This window comes from Nocardia noduli, from assembly GCF_019038455.1.
Classification (GTDB): Bacteria; Actinomycetota; Actinomycetes; order Mycobacteriales; family Mycobacteriaceae; genus Nocardia; species Nocardia noduli.
Map to the genome: position 1 here is coordinate 23,223 of NZ_JAFMPL010000071.1, position 17,421 is coordinate 40,643.

The window sequence follows — 17,421 nt, forward strand, 5'->3', positions numbered from 1 at the left end:
ACCCACCCGAGAGGATCACCCCCGATGACCGTTGAAATCACCGCCGCTCACCGTGAACTGCTCGACCACCTGATGGAAGAGGAGTTCATCACCCTCACTGTCCTCGCGACCGGTCGTTACTGGCACAACTCGACCCTGCTCGATATGCCGGTGGACTGGATCAGCCCTGTCCCCGCTTTCACCCATCCCGCCGACCCGACACGGCTGCTGATAGGCGTCTTCACCGCACACGGCTGGACTCTGGTGGCGCTGGACCAACTCGCGCACCTGCTCTGCGAGCACCCGATATGCGTCGATGTCCACGAACGGCGCCGCCGCGAACTCTCCGAGATCCCCGCCGATGCCTCGCTGTTCGCGATACGTCACGACGTGCGGACCGACTGGAGCGCCGAACCACTGCCCTACGTGGTCCACATCGACGACCACCGAGGCCTCCAGGAAAACGGGTGGAACGCGGTCCTGGACCACCCCACCGAAGTGGCGCGCAGCACCGCAATCGGTGTACTCCAGGAACGCCGCGACGAGCCCGACGCGAGCGGCGCGGAAAACCTGATGCAGGCCTGGTTGCGCGAGCGGCGCGGTGATCTGTTCTCCAACATCGACGGTGCCGCTGCCGCAGTCTCGGCGGCCGCGCGGATGCCGGGCGGGGCGGTCCTGTGGTCGAACACCGACCCTGACCAGGTCACCTCGGTCGAACCGGTAGCGGTCTGCACCGACCGGTGGCTGTCTGCGCTTCCCGAGTACACCGAGGACAGCACCGCACCCTATTCGGTGAGTAAGGACCACCGCGGGCGGATCGTGCACGTCGCCGCCGCCAACGGGACGTGGTCTTTCCTCGTCGACCGCGACCATCCCATCGACCCCGCGCTTCTACTCGGCTCCTACCTGTGCGGCTGGGTGCTACGCGAATGCGCCGACCCGACACACGTACCCGGGCAGGAGGAATCGTGACGCGGTTGATGTCGGTCTCGCTGACCGAAGACGCGGTGCGCGAGCGCCGAAAGACGGTCACCCGCCGAATGGGTTGGCTGTTCCTCCAGCCGGGGACGCGGTTGACGTTGTGCCGCAAGGTCATGGGACGCCGCCGCGGTGAGCCGCTCGTGAAGATCGTCGACGTCGAGATCCTCGACGTGCGGCGCGAGCGCCTGGACCTCATCACCGAAGACGAGGTGCACCTGGAGGGATTCCCGGACATGACCCCGGCCGAGTTCGTCGAGTTCTTCTGCCGCACTCACACCGGCTGCTCACCGGATTCGCTGGTGACCCGCATCCAATGGCGTTACCTCGAAACCACTTCCGACCAGCAGCAGTAACCACGCCGCACCACGAGAGCGCCCCACGAGCCAGTCTCTAGCTGGCTCGTGGGGCGCTCTCATCGTATTTCCCGGGCGTTCTCCCGTCCGGTGGTCACTGCCTGTCGATACGCTCATCTCCGACCGGTGACAATGCCGGACCCGTGGGGAGGGGAACATCGTGGTGCTACCTCAGCAGGACCGATACATCTGCACCAGCTGCTCTTTCGGCTGGCATTACACCCCGTACTGCCCCTCCGCGGGCGCCGCGTCGCTGGGCTCGTCGCTCATGGCCCTCAGCGACGCCAAATATCGAACCCGCCAAATCGAGAAGAAAATGGTCGAAGACGGCCTGTGGCCCGCACCCGCCGTCAAACGATTCCGGTTCCGCTGGTGGTGGATCCCGCTGGTCCTGACCATGTGGATCGCGCTGATAATTCTGATCTGACCTGCGCTATGTCCGGTTTTCGACCCGAAAATGAGGCGGTTGGTCTCCAGAGGTAAGCGCTCCCGGTGGGGGAGAGCGTGGCGGACAGGCAACCGTCCGGCGTGCTCACTAGCGGGGGTGGATTACGTCCTGGACCAGCCCCTGGATTAGCTCAGGGGTTGTGTCTACCCCCTGGTCCGGGGACTGATCCGGGGGGTAGTCGCGGGGCTGATCCACTCCTGGAAACGCGCACTGACGTGCGGTTCGCTGTCCTGCCCCGTCCCTTTTCGTCGCGGGCTCCGAATTTTGAAGACCACCCTCCCTCTGCGAGAAATGAGCGAGGGTGGTCTTCAAAACCAGGGACGGGGCAGGACAGCAAACGGTTTCTAGCGGAATCGGAGGAGTCTAGGGGACAGGATTGTCAGGGAGAGGACACGAGGTCGGGGCAGTGTGTAGCAAGGAGGGTCACGCCGGAGCGGTTCTCCATGATGGCCCCGGGTGGTCGTCAACAGACGTGTCGACAGAGGTGTTCAACGAGGCACTATCGAGGTACAGACCTTCGAGGATCTCGGGATATTGCTCGTTAGCCTGCACCTCGATTTGGGTTTCGGCCACGGCACCGAGGTCGCGTGCCATCTTGACGAACTGTTCGAGTTCGCCCAGGGAGACCGTGCCGGTCAGGAGCAGTGGGAGGCTGATCTGCATTCGCACACCCTAGGCGGACCCTGACCACACGCGGGCGGTGGTGGCTCAGCCGGCGAACCTCAGATCGGCGCGGACCCACACGGCGCGTTCGGCTTCCATCATCTCCAGCGCCGCGTCCGGGGTCAGCTGAGCGGCGGTGCCGCTGACGACGACCAGGCCCGCGCCGATGTGGTGCAGACCCGCGACCCGCTCCCGCCATGTCGGATCGGCTTGTAATTCGCCGGAGTAGATTTCGCCGAGTCCGGCCGGGCCGGTGATCCGCACCGTGGTCACGCGCGGGCCGATGGTGGCTGTCCAGCCCGGCGCCGGGTCGCCGACGAAATCGGTGTCGCGCATCGGCTGCGCGCTGTGCTTGAGGAGTGCGGTGGTCCAGGCGTCTGCGGTGACCAGCGCGCCGGATTCGGCGATCTGGACCGCGCGCATACGCGGCAGCACGATCACGACCGGCGTGGTGCCGATGATGGCGGTGAAGGTCGTTGCCTGCTCGATCTCGGGCGTGCTCACGCCGCCGAGACTACCGGCCCCCGGGCGGTTCGAAACGGCCGTTCTCACACTCGAATGAATGAAAGTATCCATATGGATACTTTCAATCGGCCGGGGTGTCGTCAGTAGTGGGACTGGCCGACGCCCAGGTCGCGGCGGGTGCGGTGCAGCTGCTCATGGTGGTATTCGCTGTGTCCGACAGCGGAGTTGACCACCGTGGTCGGGGACCGGCGCGACCAACGTTCGATGGCGAGACGGGCCAGGGTGCCCGCGGGGAGTTTGTAGACCTTGAAGGGGATGTTCATGGCGGCCACGGTCGACATCATCCGCATCGCGCGCGCGACGCGGTCTTTGCGGTCGGGGAGTTCGGCGTTCACCTGCTCGCGAGCCCGGTCGAGCAGATCGGCGTGGTGGGTCTGGGCGTCGTCGAGCAGGGTGTCCAGGCGCGCGGCGTAGTCGGCGGGCAGATAGAACGAGACCACCGAGGCGGACGGGAACGCCTGGGCGCGTTCGGCGGCCAGGCGTTCGCGGACGCGGTCGGCGTAGCGGATCAGCGCGAGATGGTCAGGTTCGGCGCGGTCGAGCAGATCGATGACCGCCGCCGCGATGCAGTCCGACGCCGACGCCCGCGGCCGCGAGCGCGCCAGTTCCCCCCGCCACGAATCGACGATCCGCGCTTGGGCACGGGTGAGTTTGCCGGTGGAGTAATGCCGCGCGGGCCCGCCCTCGTCCGAATCGGCCGCCGTTCCCGAATCCGGGTCCTCGCCGCCGTCCGCGTCGGCGGATTCCGGGGTCTCCGGACCGGCTCCAGAGTCAGTATCCATATGGATACTTTAACAGAACAGTGCACTCTGATCAGCGGAAACATGTTGTGTCGCAACCTGTTCACGGTGCGTCGACTTGTCGTATGGTCCTGAGATGATGCCGGTGAGTCACACGCTCACACCCATGAACTCAGAAGGGGAGTCCGCCATGACGATCAGCGACCGCACACACCTCGGTCCCCAGGTATTGGCGTCGGAGATCGACCTGCCGATGTGGCAGTTCGAGCACGCGGTCTCGGCCGGGATGCTGCCGAAGTGCGAGCACGCGGCGGGGTGGACTCCCGCGCAGGTCGAGCAGATCCGTGCCCTGGTGCCCGCGATCGTGGCGCGGTTCGGCACCGGGCGTCCGATCGGGGCGACCCGGTGCGCGGACCGGCTCGCCGAGCGCCTGAGCCTGCCGGTGGAGCCGAGCGACATCACCGCGCTCGCGCAGGCCGGACACCTCGAGGTCGCCGACACCTTCACCAAACGCGGCACCACCTACGACCTCTACGCCCCCGCCGCCGTGGACGCGCTGGCCGCCGAACTCGTCGACGCCGTGATCGCCGACCGCACCGAATGGACCGCGTCCTCGGTCACCGGCGACGAAGCCGCAGCCCGGTTGGGCTGGAAATGGGACGAGTTGAAGCGGGTGGCCACCGCACGCGAGCTGGTGACCGGCCGGTTCGGGCGCTACCGGCGCACCGATATCGACGCCCTGGCCGCCGATGTCGACCTTGCCGAGCAGGTGCGCGGCGACCGGGTCGTCACCGCCGATCACGCCGCGACCGAGATCCTCGACGTCGAGCGTCGCCACTTCGACATCATGGTCGAACACGGCTGGGTGAAACCGGCCCGCCACCACAGCAAACAGGTCGGCCGATACCGGACCGTGGAGGTTCCGCTGTACCGCACCGGCGATGTCGAGGCCCTGCTCGATACCCCCGATGTCGACTTCGAGGCGCTGCGCGCCACACCGAAGGGCACGAAATCGCCCCTGTTGAACTTGGTCGGCGGGCGGAAGGCCAGCCGCGCGAAGGTGATCCGCGCGTTCCTCGCACGGTTCGGTGCGCAGCATGGCATCGAGATGTGGGGGTGGTGGGTCGCGGGCCCGGACCGGTGGGAGATCGACTGGGAACGCATAGACGGCGGCCCTACCAAAGATGATGTCGCGGCCGCGATCGAGGCCCATCCCGGGCTGCGCGCCTACCGCCGCGACATCGCGCTGCACTCCGACGCCGGCGCCGCGATCCGCTTCGCGCGCGCCATGCTCGCACCGAACACCGCGGTCATCCTCGATACCGAGACCACCGATCTGTACGGGGCGGTCTGCGAGATCGCGGTCATCGATGCCTGCACCGGGCGCACCCTGCTCGACACCCTGGTGAACCCCGGCACCCCGATCACTCCCGACGCGCAGGCCGTACACGGCATCAGCGACGACGAGGTCACCGCCGAGGGCGTACCGAACTGGAAGACCGTCTACCCGAAGCTGCTGCGGGTGACCAAGGATCGAATCGTGCTGGCGTACAAGGCCGACTACGACCAGGCCGTCGTCGTCGCCGACTGCGAACGTGCCGGGATCCGCCGCACCCGCCTCGCCGACGCCGCGCACTGGGCCGACGTCATGGTCCCCAGAGCCAATCACGCCCGCTCACCGCGGTGGCTGCCCAACGGCGGTGGCCACCGCGCACTCGGCGACACCCAGGAGACCCGGCGTCACCTGCAACGCATGACCGCCCCCTGAACCGGCCAGGCACAGGAGGCGAGTCCGCTGCGTTCAGAAACGGAGGTAGCGGACGTCGACTTTGCCGTCGATGAGAGTGATCATCCGCGTCTGGGGCTGTGTTTCGGGTGTCCCGAGAACGGCCAGCAGATCGTCCAGGATGTCCTCACCGGGCCGATCACCGACCGCTGACGGATAGAACTCGAAGGATCCGGCCGCTGTCCGCAACTTCACCTTGTTGTGCGGTGCTTCGAGGCTGAGATGGACCACCGCCCCCGCGTTGAGATACCCACTCGAACCCCCCAGGTTTATGTAGGTCGCCATCGCGCAGATGCTACGGCCCTCGGCCACGCTCAAGGGCGGCGGCTGGCATGTTGCCCTGGCAAATTTTTCGGTGCAAAAGTCCCCCGAATCTGGACGACATCGGACTCGCAGTCTTGATGTGGACATGAGCGAGATCCCGCCAGATATGCAGTAATTACTGCATATCTCACTTCCTGGCCCTGCTGTATTTAGCTATGGCAATCATGCCCAGGTGTGAACATGGCAGTTAGCCAGTTATTCGCTAGCAACTCTCGAATTTGCCGTGGCACATAGACTTTCGCGGGTTTATGGGTAAAGCTGGCAGGGCCACGCGATGCTGCCCCCGCCTGTTCGAGCAGGCGAGGGCAGCGTGGCAAGAACCCCGTCCGTTTGTGAATTTCAAAAACAGGGAGCCACTGTGACCGTAGCGCCACCAGGGGAAATCGACCAGCCCCCCTCGCCGAATCCGCCGGAAGAACCGCGTGTCCATCCGCTGACGGCCCTGTCGCTGGCTGTCTCGCTGGCGGTGGCGGCGGGCCTGCTGATCAACTGGGAGGCCGCGCTGACGGTGCTGGTCGCGGTGCTGCGATTCTTCGCGGCGGCAGGCGATCAGGACCCGCCGACTCCGGCGAAGTAGTTCGACAGCCACGGGGCGGTGCACCGGAGTGTCGGCTGCACCGCCCCGTCTCCATCCGCCGACCAGACACGCCGGTTTCGTAAGTGCGTTCGAGCGCGGGCTTACCGGTACTCTTGGTCTCGAACACATTCACGACCTGAAAGCCGCAGACGAGCGGATCGGGTTCCCCCGACTCGGGGATTCCGGCCAGTAGTCAGCGGCACACTGTTTTTCGCCGCTGGCCGCGGGCCGGGCACTCCTGTCCAATCGGAGGACCCTGTCCATGCTCGGCGGCGTTGTCGTTTTCAGCCGCTGGCTCTGGGCCGGGCACCTCCACGAAATCCCGTGAGGAGGCCCGCATGTCGAGCCACCCAAGGCCGCTCGCCCGACCTCTCCGCTGCGAGCGCAAGCTCGTACACGATCTTTGCGAACCCAATACGGCTCGATCGGCGACGAGGGCATGTCGACTCGAAAGTGGTCGTGGACGCGGATTACCCCAAGTTCGTCATTTTCCCTGCGATGACGCGCTCTCGGTCAACAACGCCACCAGCAGTTGCCAGATCGCCACCGCCGTCAACGCTGGCTACTACGCCGAAAAGAGCTGCTCGGTGCGGGTCCAGGGGCAGGTGGACGGCCTCCACGGTCTGAATATCGCCGTTGGCACCAACGTTTTACCCCGGCACGACATCAACACAGCCGATCGGGGACTCCCAGGGAGATCGTGGTCGAAGACGCGGATCTACGCACGGCGTGAGCCCTTTCGGGCGTGTGCTCGGTGCGGTGCGGCATACGCGCAGGTAGAGCGAATTTATCCGGTGTACGGATTCCTATTTACGTCCCTCACCTGCGATTTCACCGGCGGTGTCGGCATTCCGCCTTGTCGGTGGGTTTCCGTAGGGTTTTGGCTACGGCCACCGGGCGTTCTGTATCAGGGGGTGCGCGGCAGCCGTGGTGGTGGCGACTCCTGCCCTGCTCCAACAGGGCAGGAGTCGATAGTCACCCAGGTAGCCCATCTACGGCATCCACTGCACGGAGAGGACCCAGGTCCAGTGAGAGTAGCGACTGCATGTGACAAGTGGCGCGGGCGCGCGCCCAGCGCTCACACGGCGGTGACCCAGTGAACAACCCGCGAATCCGCATCGTCGAGGATGCCTACGGCCGTACCCGTGGACCGGTGGCCTACCTCGACGAGTCGTATCAGGTGCCGGACCCTGTGGTGGCGCCCAAGGAGACCTTCTACATCTTCACCGCGGTACTCGTCGCGTCCGATCAAAGAGACGAACTGCGCAACGGGCTGCTCGAAATCGCGGGCAGCCCCAAGTGGCACACCACCAAGGAGTTGCTCGGTGACAGCGGCCGCGCGAAGACCCGGGAGATGCTGAAGTTTCTCGGTGAAGGATCCGAGACCTGCATCATCGCCTTCCAAGTCCCGGTCGAGAACGACGACTACGACGGCGAGATCGCACGCCGCGCCTGCTATCGCGGTCTGGCCGTCGAACTCGTCACCGGGGGCGCGGGGGCGTGGGATCCAGTGGACCTGATCCTGCTCGAGGAGCGCAACCAGCTCAACTTCCGCGCGAAGGACAAGCGCAACCACGCAGAGCTGATCTCGGAGAAACGGATCCCGCAGCCGACTCAGCTGTTGCAGACCTCGCCAGGAGTTGAACGGCTGCTGTGGCTGCCGGACCTGGTGTCCTCGGCCTACCGCCGCAGCATCACCCACACCGACGACACCAAGACGCTGTTCGATGCGGTGAAGCACCAGGTCCACTTCGCGAAGCCGATCGACTGAACTCCCCGGAAACGAAAGCAGCCCCCGGCTGCCGTAGCTACACCGAGGGCCTGACCAACTATCGCGACCTGAGTCGAGAACGCCGGTTCATTGCTCCCAACAACCTTAACACTGTTTCCGTGTGTTTTATTCACGCTGGACCAGTCTGGATCACGCCCAATCACACTCAGGAGATGACCGGCAGAACGTTCGGAGCGGAGGACCAGCAGAACGTTCGGAAAACGATCCTCTACCGAACACGAACACCGCGCCGACCAGGCGCGGTATTTCCCCAGGACCGCCTGTTCGGAAACCCGTTCGTTTACTGGTAGTGTCGAGGACAGTTTACGAACACGTTTACCGAACATCGGGGAGGGTGGAATGGCGCTCGTCGGTCTCGTACGGGTCAGCACCAGCAAGCAGGAGACCCACCGACAGCACGACGACCTCGACCCGATCTGCGTGAAGGTGTTCGAGGAGAAGATCAGCGGCAGTCTGCGCGTCGCAGACCGACCCGGCCTACGCGCCGCCCTGGACTACATGCGCCCCGGCGAGGACATGCTCACCGTCCAGGAAGCCGACCGCCTCGGCCGCAACCTCCTCGAAGGCTTGATCGTGCTCAACGATCTGTTCCAGCAAGGCGTCGCGGTGAAGATCCTGCACGGCATCGCCGCCGGCGAACACACCGAACGCAGCCTCATCCTGGACCTGGCGCTCGCCCTGGCCGAGGACCGGCGCCGCGACATCGTCCGCAAGACCCGCGACGGACTCGACGCCGCCGCACGGCGCGGCCGCAAGGGCGGACGTCCGACCGTCGTCGATGACGACAAACGCCGTGCGATCCTGGCCCGCCGCGCCGAGGGCCAGTCGCTGCGCGAGATCGCCCGCGGTGTCGAAGTCAGCCTGGCCGTGGTTCACGGCGTGGTGAAAGCCGCCGAACAGGCGACAGCGGAGAGTGTTTGAGTGGATCGCGACCGAACGTCTCGCCGACGGTCAGCTCATCAGCGCCCCGCAGAACTACCCTGATTCGGTGACGAGCGTCGGTCTACAGCTCGCTGGGAGCTTTGGGCCGACGCTCGCCAGGGTGGTTCTGGAAGTGCAGTTCCTGCCACTGGTTCGGTGAGTAGTACCGAACCCCGAGGTGGCTGTCGACCACGAGTACGTCTCCATGGAACTCGAACGTGGCGTCGTCGCCGAACTCCAGGGCGCGACCCTCTTGGGTGTCATTGGTGTAGAGCTTGAATGCCATGTGCGGCAGGGTATCTGAATACGAGGACTCCTCAGTCGAAACGGTCGCCGTAACGCTCTCGATCGAGAGGTTGCGACGACCGTGTCGTTTCAGGGGATGTGGCGGAGTCTCAGCTGTCGATCTCGTTCAGGCGTCGCTGCATTTGAATCATGCGCGCTTCCAGATCGACGATCACGCCGCCGAGGATCGCGTAAACCTCCTGCGCGGTGAAGGCTTTCCGGCCTGCCTTGACCTCCTCGTTGAACGCCTTCAGCACCTCTTCGCCCCGCCGCTCGTCGGGACCGTTCGTCCCCTCGGGGTCGTGCTCCGGCCAAAATGCCGCCATCGGTCTATCCCTTCGTGAAATCGTCTGACCTGTAATGGATCCCTGTCGCCCCGACCGGAGCACTCTACATCCGACCGTGATCACCCGGGCTTGCCCTTGAGGTGAACATTCCCGAGACATGGAACGACCCCTGGGCGGTTCGCGCACCCCAGGGGTCGTTCGATATCGCGGGAGTCGGTCTCCCTGTTCGGTTACCGGATGTCCTCAATCCGGATCTGGCCGTCGGCGGAGTGGACAGTCTGTCCGGAGCGGCCGCGGCGAGTGGTCCAGTCGTTGAGCCGTTGGTATCCGCAGGTGCGCAGGAGGTCGTCGACGGCGGTGATGTCGATCGGTGTAGCCGGGTCGGCGGGGGTGACACCGTCGAAGGTTAGCGATTCCCACCAGGATTCGATGGTGCGCCCGACGATCATCCCGTCGTCGTCGCCTTCCCAGGGGTCGGACTGGAACAGATCGATCACCGGTCCGCCGTCGGCGTCGAGGCGGGCGCAGATCCAGACGTAGACGATTTCGTCGATGGTCATCGCTCGACCTCCGGTCCGGTGCGGCGCATCGAATGCCGCGCTGGAGCAGGGGAGGACGGTTGCGCGGCCCGGTCGGCGCGGGTCGCGCAGTTGCGGCCGTTGCTGCGCGGCGCACGCTGGTTGGTAACGGCGCGACGCTGGGCGGTCTGGTCCTCGCGGTGGGTAACGGCCGCGTCGGTGCGGGTCTTCCACTGGGTGCGGCGCTGCGCGGCCGGGCGACCGAGTTGGCCGGCCTCGCGGGCGCGGCCGTCGATCACGTCGCGGACTTTCAGTTTGGTGTCGCGGTCCACTCCGGCCTGGTCCAACGCCCGACCGAGGTACTCGCGCTTTTCGGCGAACTCCTTGCGCTCGTACTCGACGCCGAGAGGCGCGCCCTCGGCGACACTGAAAACCGAGTCACCGATCCGCGATACCGCGTGGTCGACGATCTGTCCTGGGTGGCTGTTGGCCTCGACGGTGCCGCTGGCCTGGATCAGTTCCCGGACTTCCTTTCTGGTCGCGGTCGACAGTTCCCCAGCGGTGCGGGAGCCGCGCAGCAGGTCGGCCTCGGATTTGGTCCGTTCATCGACCCACATCAGTTCCGGCAGGCCCTTCTCATCAGCGATACGCCCGCAGTCGATATCGGCCAACACCGCGGTGATCTGGTGGCGTTCCATCGCGGTCAGCCCCTTGCCGGTCTCGGCGGCGGCGCGCAGCTGCTCGCGGCGGGTGGCCATGCGCTCGATCTTCTCGGGGGTGTCGTCGTTGACACCCAACCGGTCGGGGTCCTCCTCGGCGAAGGATTCCGCTTCATCGACGATGTAGTCGGCCAGGTCGCGCAGGTCGCCCGCGTCCATCGCGTACAGCATCAGTTCCTCGCTGATGTGTTCGCGGTCGACGTAGCCGGGCCAGATGTCGACCTCGACCGGCTGTTTCGCGGCGATGGCGCGACCGGCCGCGCGGACGGCGTCCTGATCGGCCTCGGTCATCACCGAGATCTCCTCGGCCATCCGTTTGGGCTGGACTTCGCCGCGGGCGAAGTGTCCGAGCAGCTTCGGGACGCGCCCGCGGACCTCTTCACCGGGGTCGACCTGTACCGGGGTATCGAGCAGGTCCATCCCCTTGAGGTCGCCGCGCAGGTAGTCGATGGCGAATTCGAGAGTGACACGATCGTTTTCGGGCATCTGGATCTTGCTCAGCTCTTGCGCCAACTCCGCTTGCCGGTGCGGTTCGGCGTCGAGGTAGTTCTGCGGGTCGGTGGGATTCACGTCTTTCGCTGTCCACGCCGCCATGACCTCACCGACGGTGGCCTTGATGTTGTCGGGCAGCGGTGCGGAGGCGACCACCTCGACCGCGGCGAGATCGCGGGCCCGCAGCGCATGAGCCTCGGACGCGATCTGGGCGGTGTGCGCGTCGAAGGTCTCATCGATGCTGACGCTGAATTCGTCGACATCGACGATCACGCCCCAGTCCTGCGCCAGGGCGCCGGTGATCTCCTCGACACGAGCGGCCGCGACCGGGGAGCCGTTCTTCCACAGCAGAGCGTTGGCCAATGCCGTGACCCGGGCCTCGCGGTTGTTCGCGGGCATCGCGGCGAGTGCGGCTTCGTCACGCTCCAGGATGGTTTCGATCCGGTCGGCGTGGGCGTCGGCGGCCGCCGTGCCGTGGCGTTCGGCCTCGTCCATGTCGGCGACGTAGCGGGCCTGGCGGTCGCTGGCCTGATTGACCGCGACCAGCGCGTACAGGTACGCCAGGCGCTGCCCGTGCCCGACCGGCTCGGCCTCGGGGCGATCGATCCACTGCTGGAGCCGCTCCCCCGGATCGGTGCCCAGTTCGGGCGCGGGCCGCCCGGCGAGGACGTCGTCGACGTAGTCGGCCAGGCCGACATCGATCCGGCCGGACTCGGCCAGGGCGCGGACCTCGGCCGAAATACTGGCGGCCTCGACCTCATCAGCGCTGGTGGCGGCCGTGGCCGGTTCGTCTTCCACCTGGATGTTGTCGACCCACGCGGCCTGCTCGGGGCTGATCAGACCTGCGGCGAGGTCGGCGCGGGTCTCGGCCTGGATCTCGGCGAGCTGCTCGGCGGCAGTTTTCGGGCGAGCGTCTTCGGCACGGCGAGCCTCGTTGGCGGCGTCCTGTGCTTCGGACTCGGCGATACTGGCCATCGTCGCGCGGATCCGCTGCTCACCGGCACGCAGGCGGTCCATGTTGTCCGGCGCGAACAGACCGGTCCCGGTCGTGTCCTGGAAGTCGTTGATGCTCATGTCGTTGTTCTCCTGAGAGTGGTTGCGAGATGGTCGGTTTCGGTCCCATTGGGATCCGGGATCGGCCTCGACGGTGAGGTCGGTGCGGGGGTAGCCGTGGCGTTCGGCCGCGCGGGCCTGGTGCTCACGGGTCGCCTTGGCGATGGCGTCGAGCTGGGCCGCCGACGGCACGCGCTTGGGGCGCGCCTTGGCGATGTCGTAGAGATGGGCGATCATTCGGCGGCCGCGACGTTTGCCGAGCATCAGCGCGGCCACGTCCTGCCCGCCGGGACTGAGTCCCGCCGCGCGGAGTTGGCGGCGGGTTTTCAGGTGAGACGGAGCAGCCCGCCACTGGTAGGTGTCGGGCTGCTCGTCGTCGTGGCCTGCGGTCACTGGGTCAATCCGCGAGAACCGCAGGTGCGAGAGAGGCGAGGAATTCGGCCTCACGCAGGTAGTCGGTGAGCATCGCCCGCAGGGTGTTCAGCGACCAGTTGCACATTCCGGCCTCGGTGACCGCGGCTTCCAGGGCCACACGGGACTCGCGATACCGGGTGTGGCTCGCCTCGACGTTGCGCCCGTGGGCGAGTTCGTAGACGGCGAAGTCGAGCTTGCGGGCGGCCTCGTCGATCGGCTCCTTGTGGTGCGGGGCCAACATGGCGGTCGGTCCCACCAGCAGCGTGAGCAGCCGCCCGCGCTGTGCGGTCATCGAACTCACGAGGCTGAAGTGCTGCTCGACGACGTCTTCGCCGGGATGGGTTTCGGTGGTACTCATGGGATTTCCTCTTCGATGGGTGTCGGGTCGGCTCAGGCCGCGTAGGCGATGACCGCGAGGTGGGCCATGTGTTCGGCCTCGCGCAGGTGGTCGCCGAGCATCACCCGCAGGACGCCCAGCGCGTAGACACTCATCCCGGCCTCGACGACCGCAGCTTCCAAGTCAGCGCGGGCAGCCCAGTACCCGGCGCGGTGGACGTCGATGTTGGTGTCCCCAGCGACGTTGTAGAGAGCGAAGGTGACGTCCTGGGCGGCGAGGTCGATGGTCTGTTCCAAGCGCGGCGGCAGGGATTCGGTGGCACCGAGCAGCGCCGAGAGCAGCGACCCGCGTCCCCTCGACATCGAGAGCACAAGATCGTGGTGCCGATCGGCGGGTGAGTCGACTTCGACCTGACCGGAGTGGGTTTCGGTGGTGGACATGGGATTTCCTCTTCTCGATGGGTGTTTCAGCGGCCCTGGTCGGGGTCGCCCTTACCGCGGCCCTTGCCGTTGTTGCGGTTGTGGCCGTAGCGCATTCCGTCGCCGGGGCTGGTGGTACGCGTGCCGCGCTTGGGCGGCGCGGCCGCGGCCGAGGGCGGGGTGGCGAAGGAGGCATTGGCGGCCACCCGCTCGGCGATCTGGTCCTCATCGAGCCCGGCGACACGCAGCTTGTCGGCGAGCTTCTGCTGACGGGCCGGGCTGTCGTAGTCGACGGCGTCGGCCGCACGCGCGATCACGACCGCTTCCCAGCGCTGCGCCCACTTGGCGGTGGTTTCGGCGCCCTGGCGGTGCGCGGCTTCGACGGAACCGGTGGTGCGGTCGAGGTGATCGGTCACCTGCGCGCGGACCTCGTCGGAGACGCCGCCGGTTTCGAGGATCTTTTCCAGGTCACGGCGTCCGGCGCGGCCGGTGGTGTGGGCGAGGCGTTGCGACCGGGCGATGTCGACGACCGCGACGGAGCGGTCATCGGCGAACAGCTGCTCGGGCAGCTGGGTCTTGCCCGCGTCGATATCGCGCAGAACGGCTTTGATCTGTGCCTTTTCCAGCTCGTGCAGGCCTTCGCCGTTGGTGACGGCTTCCTTGATCGCGGTGCGATGCTTGGCGACCTGCTTGCGCAGTTCGGTGGCGTCGGCGTCGCTGAAGTCGTCGGCGGCCACGGCGGCGCGTTCGGCGGCCGGGGCGAGTTTGGCGTAGGCGTGAATGTGTTCGCCCAGCTCGTCACGATCGACGTGGGAGGGCCACATGCGCGGGTACAGCCCGGCCGGATTGGCGCGCACCGCCTTGCCCCGGGCGCGGGCGGCGTCCTGATCGTCGGGGGTCAGTACCGCGACCTCACGCGCCAGGTCTTCGAGTACTTGCTTGGTGGGCGCGCCGACGCGCAGCTGCTCCTGGTAGGTCTCGAGCAGCCGGTCGATACGCGGTTTGGCTTCTTCGCCCGGGTCCACCAGCGGTGTGGACAGGCTGCTCTGCTCCTGGGCGGCCGAGATCGCGGTGGGGTCGAATTCCTCGTCGCCGATCACGGCCGGGGTGCCGAGATAGGCGGCGGCGAAACGGATCCGGGTGCGGGTCTGCTCGGGTGCCTTCTTCTCCTTCAGTTGCCGGTTCAGCTCCTTGAGCTGGTCGGGATGCGGGTTGGCGCGCCAGGACTCGATCGCGGCATACAGCTCCGCCTTGGCCGACTCCTCGATATCGGCTTCGGCCGCGACGAGGGCGATCATGTGGTCCTGGGTCTTGCGGGCCCGCGTGGCTTTCGCGCGGTTCTGCTCGGTGGCCATCAGCTCGGCCAGCGTCGCGTCCTTGTCGATGTGGACTTCACCGTTGGCGGTGTTGATGGCCAGGCCGAACCGGCGGTTGATGTGGGCGGTGAGGTATTCCCTCTCGGACTCGGCGACGCCGCTGGCTTCGGCCCAGGTCCCCGCGTCGGCGAGTGCGAACGCCAGCTCGGTGCGGGAGGCGTTGTCGTAGTCGGCCTCGCGCAGTTTGCGCAGTCGGGTCTCGACCGCGGACTTCTCGGCGGCCAGGCGGTGCTCGTCGGCGACGCGTTCGGCCTCGGACACCTCTTGGCGGCGCTGTTGGGCCGCTTGGCGCTGCGCGACGATCTTGGAGGCCAACAGCAGCATCTGCTGCATCAGCAGTTTGGAGAAGCTCGACCACTCGCGGTGCATGTGGTCGACCTCGTCGGAGTGGCCGAACATCGGGGTGTCGAAGTGGTCGAGCATGGATTCGGACCGGGGCATTGTGGGTTCTCCTTCGGGAGGTGGAGCGGCGGAATGGGTTTCGGGCTCGGGCGGCGGTTCGAAATCGAGCGGCGGTCCGGGATCAGGCGGAACCGGCTCGAAGAACTCCGGTGGTGGCGACGGGAATTCGAGTGGTGCCGTGACCACCGGCGGGGCCGGTTCGCGCGCGGCCCTGCCAGACGTGGTGGGCACCGAGGCCAAGACGCGGGTGTACGGGTCCAGGTGCGGGATCGGCACCAGATCCGCGACCCCCCGCCCGGCCTCCAGGTGGTCGGTGAGGTCCTTTCCGGTGGCGGCCTGCACCACCCGCACCCGACCGACCAGCCCCGACAGGGTGTCCATGACTCGGTCGGCGCGGTGATATCCGGGAGCGTCGGCATCGGCGACGATCACCACGGTCGACGCGCCGTGCAGGTGTTCGGCGTGCTCGGCCGTCCACGCCGAGGCACCGCCGGCGTTGGTGGTCGCGACCAGACCCGCGTTCGCGGCGTTGATCGCGTCCTTCTCCCCCTCGACCAGGTAGATGGTTTTCCCGGCCTCGATCGCCTCGCGGACCTGCGGCAGCTGGAACGGGATCTTGTCGAAACCGTGGTGCTCCCAGCCGTTGCGCGCCGGGCTCCAGGCACGCTGGGAAAACGCCTTGTCCCGGCCGCCCTCGAAATCGGCCTCTTTCCGGATCACTTCACCGGCGACCGTGCCGTCGGCACGCACATAGGTGTAGGTGGTCGTCGGTTTCCACGGCGAGAGCTGTTGGCCCAGGTTGCGTTTGGCCTTCTTCGCGGGGATGCCCGCGGCACGCAGCGCGCGATCCGAACGCGACTCCGGCCGGACACTCGGGCGCTGGACCGGTCGGGAGCGGCCGGTGCCGCGCTGGATCGGGGTGTCGTAGAGGTCGCGCACCGTCAGCCCGATCGCGTCGAGAACCTGTTCGTCGTCGCAACCCACCTGGCACACCACCTTGGTGCGTTTGGCGTCGGCCAGGTATTTCACCGACAGCGACGGGTTGTGATGGCCGCCGTCGCTCTCGTGGACCGGGCAGCAGTACTTGGTCCATGTCCCGGCGGGCCGACCGAACCCCACCACCTGTTCCAGTGCTGCGGTGACTCGTGCCCATGACCCCTGATCAGGGCTGTTCGGCGCGGCCATTACAGGAACTCCCGTATGACCACCCGGCGCGGCTGCAACGACGCGGTCGGGATGAACAGGGACGTGAACGAGGCCGGGTCTGCTTCGGGTTTGTGGTCTTCGGTGTAGCCGTCGGGGAACTTGAGGTCTTCGGGGATCTCGGTCACCGGCAGCGCTTTCAAGCGACGCTTGTGCCCGTCAGCGACCGAGCAGTACTGGAACGGCCCCTTCTCGTGATCCATCAGCGCCGACATCGTCGGGTCGGCGTGGTGAATCCACCACACCGACATTTCGACCCCGTCGCCCTGGCGCATCCGCTCGAACGAACGCCACAACGCACTCAGACGGGCCACGGCTTCCCCGTGGTCCCACCACATCGGGCACCAGCGGATCTTGTTCTCGCTGCCTTCTCGGATCACCTCACGCCGGTACAGGGGCGCGAGGAACTCGGCGACGAACAACTCCAGGTTGCGGTACTTGAGCTTCGCGACCGGGTCTTCTTCGGGCTCGGGCTCCGGATCGATCGCGGCGATCGCGTCGCGCACCGCCGCCGCCCGGATCTCTTCGGCGATCGGGTCGGTGAGGACCTTGTCGACCACGCCCTTGGCGATCAACTGCGCGGCCTCGCTGACCTGCGAGGAGACCGCTTTGCGGACCGCACCGGCGAGATCGTCGGTCAGCTCGACCACATCGGCGATCTCCTGGGCCGGATCGCCCACAGCGCCGCCGGTGGGATTCTCGGTGGCGCTCATGCGGTTTTGCCTTCCTGGTCGGTGTGCACGACCCGCAGATGCGGGCGCACGGCCTGGTGGGCTGCTTCGATGTCGTCGAGCGCGGCCGAGATGTCGGCGGCGTAGGGGCGATCC

General features: G+C 66.7%; 19 protein-coding genes. 7 read left to right on the top strand and 12 right to left on the bottom strand.

Going from position 1 to position 17,421, the window contains the following annotated elements; all coding sequences use genetic code 11:
* Positions 1 to 24 precede the first annotated feature (24 nt).
* The 3 genes from JZ792_RS28565 (at position 25) to JZ792_RS28575 (ending at position 1,740) form a co-directional block, all read left to right on the top strand.
* The gene (locus JZ792_RS28565; protein WP_216915229.1) at positions 25 to 951 is read left to right on the top strand and encodes a hypothetical protein; all 927 of its coding nucleotides are present in this window, start codon (positions 25 to 27) and stop codon (positions 949 to 951) included.
* Positions 948 to 1,313 (top strand): ASCH domain-containing protein, encoded by a 366-nt coding sequence (locus JZ792_RS28570; RefSeq protein WP_254190489.1) that lies wholly within the window; start codon positions 948 to 950, stop codon positions 1,311 to 1,313. The genes JZ792_RS28565 and JZ792_RS28570 overlap by 4 nt, the downstream gene beginning before the upstream one ends.
* Before the next feature lie 160 nt (positions 1,314 to 1,473).
* Positions 1,474 to 1,740 carry a hypothetical protein gene (locus JZ792_RS28575; RefSeq protein WP_216915231.1) on the top strand — a complete coding sequence of 89 codons (267 nt, stop codon included), beginning with the start codon at positions 1,474 to 1,476 and terminating at the stop codon, positions 1,738 to 1,740.
* Between the two features lie 444 nt (positions 1,741 to 2,184).
* Here the strand turns inward: JZ792_RS28575 and JZ792_RS28580 are convergent, their stop codons facing one another.
* The 3 genes from JZ792_RS28580 to JZ792_RS28590 all read right to left on the bottom strand — a co-directional run bounded on the left by JZ792_RS28580 (position 2,185) and on the right by JZ792_RS28590 (position 3,731).
* The gene (locus tag JZ792_RS28580; RefSeq protein WP_216915233.1) at positions 2,185 to 2,424 is read right to left on the bottom strand and encodes a hypothetical protein; all 240 of its coding nucleotides are present in this window, start codon (positions 2,422 to 2,424) and stop codon (positions 2,185 to 2,187) included.
* A 45-nt stretch (positions 2,425 to 2,469) separates the two neighbouring features.
* Positions 2,470 to 2,928: a hypothetical protein gene (locus JZ792_RS28585; RefSeq protein WP_216915235.1), complete on the bottom strand. Its 459-nt coding sequence runs from the start codon at positions 2,926 to 2,928 to the stop codon at positions 2,470 to 2,472.
* 101 nt (positions 2,929 to 3,029) lie between these two features.
* A complete protein-coding gene (locus tag JZ792_RS28590; protein ID WP_216915237.1) occupies positions 3,030 to 3,731 on the bottom strand; it encodes a hypothetical protein in 702 nt (233 codons plus the stop codon).
* Between the two features lie 148 nt (positions 3,732 to 3,879).
* On the opposite strand from JZ792_RS28590, the gene JZ792_RS28595 reads away from it, so the two are divergent.
* Positions 3,880 to 5,457 carry a 3'-5' exonuclease gene (locus JZ792_RS28595; protein ID WP_216915239.1) on the top strand — a complete coding sequence of 526 codons (1,578 nt, stop codon included), beginning with the start codon at positions 3,880 to 3,882 and terminating at the stop codon, positions 5,455 to 5,457.
* Between the two features lie 33 nt (positions 5,458 to 5,490).
* Here JZ792_RS28595 and JZ792_RS28600 read toward each other — a convergent pair whose 3' ends face one another.
* Positions 5,491 to 5,760 carry a hypothetical protein gene (locus JZ792_RS28600; protein ID WP_216915241.1) on the bottom strand — a complete coding sequence of 90 codons (270 nt, stop codon included), beginning with the start codon at positions 5,758 to 5,760 and terminating at the stop codon, positions 5,491 to 5,493.
* Positions 5,761 to 6,157: 397 nt separating this feature from the next.
* Between JZ792_RS28600 and JZ792_RS28605 the strand changes: the two genes are divergently transcribed.
* From JZ792_RS28605 to JZ792_RS28615, 3 genes are all read left to right on the top strand, one after another.
* A complete protein-coding gene (locus tag JZ792_RS28605; protein WP_216915243.1) occupies positions 6,158 to 6,376 on the top strand; it encodes a hypothetical protein in 219 nt (72 codons plus the stop codon).
* A 1,096-nt stretch (positions 6,377 to 7,472) separates the two neighbouring features.
* The gene (locus JZ792_RS28610; protein ID WP_216915245.1) at positions 7,473 to 8,147 is read left to right on the top strand and encodes a hypothetical protein; all 675 of its coding nucleotides are present in this window, start codon (positions 7,473 to 7,475) and stop codon (positions 8,145 to 8,147) included.
* A gap of 360 nt (positions 8,148 to 8,507) precedes the next feature.
* Entirely contained in the window at positions 8,508 to 9,089 is a 582-nt protein-coding gene (locus JZ792_RS28615) for a recombinase family protein (RefSeq protein WP_216915247.1), read from the top strand.
* A gap of 82 nt (positions 9,090 to 9,171) precedes the next feature.
* Here the strand turns inward: JZ792_RS28615 and JZ792_RS28620 are convergent, their stop codons facing one another.
* The 8 genes from JZ792_RS28620 to JZ792_RS28655 form a co-directional block, all read right to left on the bottom strand.
* Positions 9,172 to 9,375: a hypothetical protein gene (locus tag JZ792_RS28620; protein WP_216915249.1), complete on the bottom strand. Its 204-nt coding sequence runs from the start codon at positions 9,373 to 9,375 to the stop codon at positions 9,172 to 9,174.
* 109 nt (positions 9,376 to 9,484) lie between these two features.
* On the bottom strand, positions 9,485 to 9,700 hold the full coding sequence (locus JZ792_RS28625) for a hypothetical protein (RefSeq protein WP_216915251.1): 216 nt from the start codon (positions 9,698 to 9,700) through the stop codon (positions 9,485 to 9,487).
* A 191-nt stretch (positions 9,701 to 9,891) separates the two neighbouring features.
* Positions 9,892 to 10,221, bottom strand: a complete 330-nt coding sequence (locus tag JZ792_RS28630) for a hypothetical protein (protein WP_216915253.1) — start codon at positions 10,219 to 10,221, stop codon at positions 9,892 to 9,894.
* Positions 10,218 to 12,836 (bottom strand): RRQRL motif-containing zinc-binding protein, encoded by a 2,619-nt coding sequence (locus JZ792_RS28635; RefSeq protein ID WP_216915255.1) that lies wholly within the window; start codon positions 12,834 to 12,836, stop codon positions 10,218 to 10,220. The genes JZ792_RS28630 and JZ792_RS28635 overlap by 4 nt, the downstream gene beginning before the upstream one ends.
* A gap of 4 nt (positions 12,837 to 12,840) precedes the next feature.
* A complete protein-coding gene (locus JZ792_RS28640) occupies positions 12,841 to 13,215 on the bottom strand; it encodes a hypothetical protein (RefSeq protein ID WP_216915257.1) in 375 nt (124 codons plus the stop codon).
* A 32-nt stretch (positions 13,216 to 13,247) separates the two neighbouring features.
* A complete protein-coding gene (locus JZ792_RS28645; protein ID WP_216915259.1) occupies positions 13,248 to 13,634 on the bottom strand; it encodes a hypothetical protein in 387 nt (128 codons plus the stop codon).
* Positions 13,635 to 13,660: 26 nt separating this feature from the next.
* On the bottom strand, positions 13,661 to 16,576 hold the full coding sequence (locus JZ792_RS28650) for a toprim domain-containing protein (protein ID WP_216915261.1): 2,916 nt from the start codon (positions 16,574 to 16,576) through the stop codon (positions 13,661 to 13,663).
* Positions 16,576 to 17,307: a DUF4913 domain-containing protein gene (locus JZ792_RS28655; RefSeq protein ID WP_216915263.1), complete on the bottom strand. Its 732-nt coding sequence runs from the start codon at positions 17,305 to 17,307 to the stop codon at positions 16,576 to 16,578. Before JZ792_RS28655 ends, JZ792_RS28650 begins: the two co-directional genes overlap by 1 nt.
* Between the last annotated feature and the right edge of the window lie 114 nt (positions 17,308 to 17,421).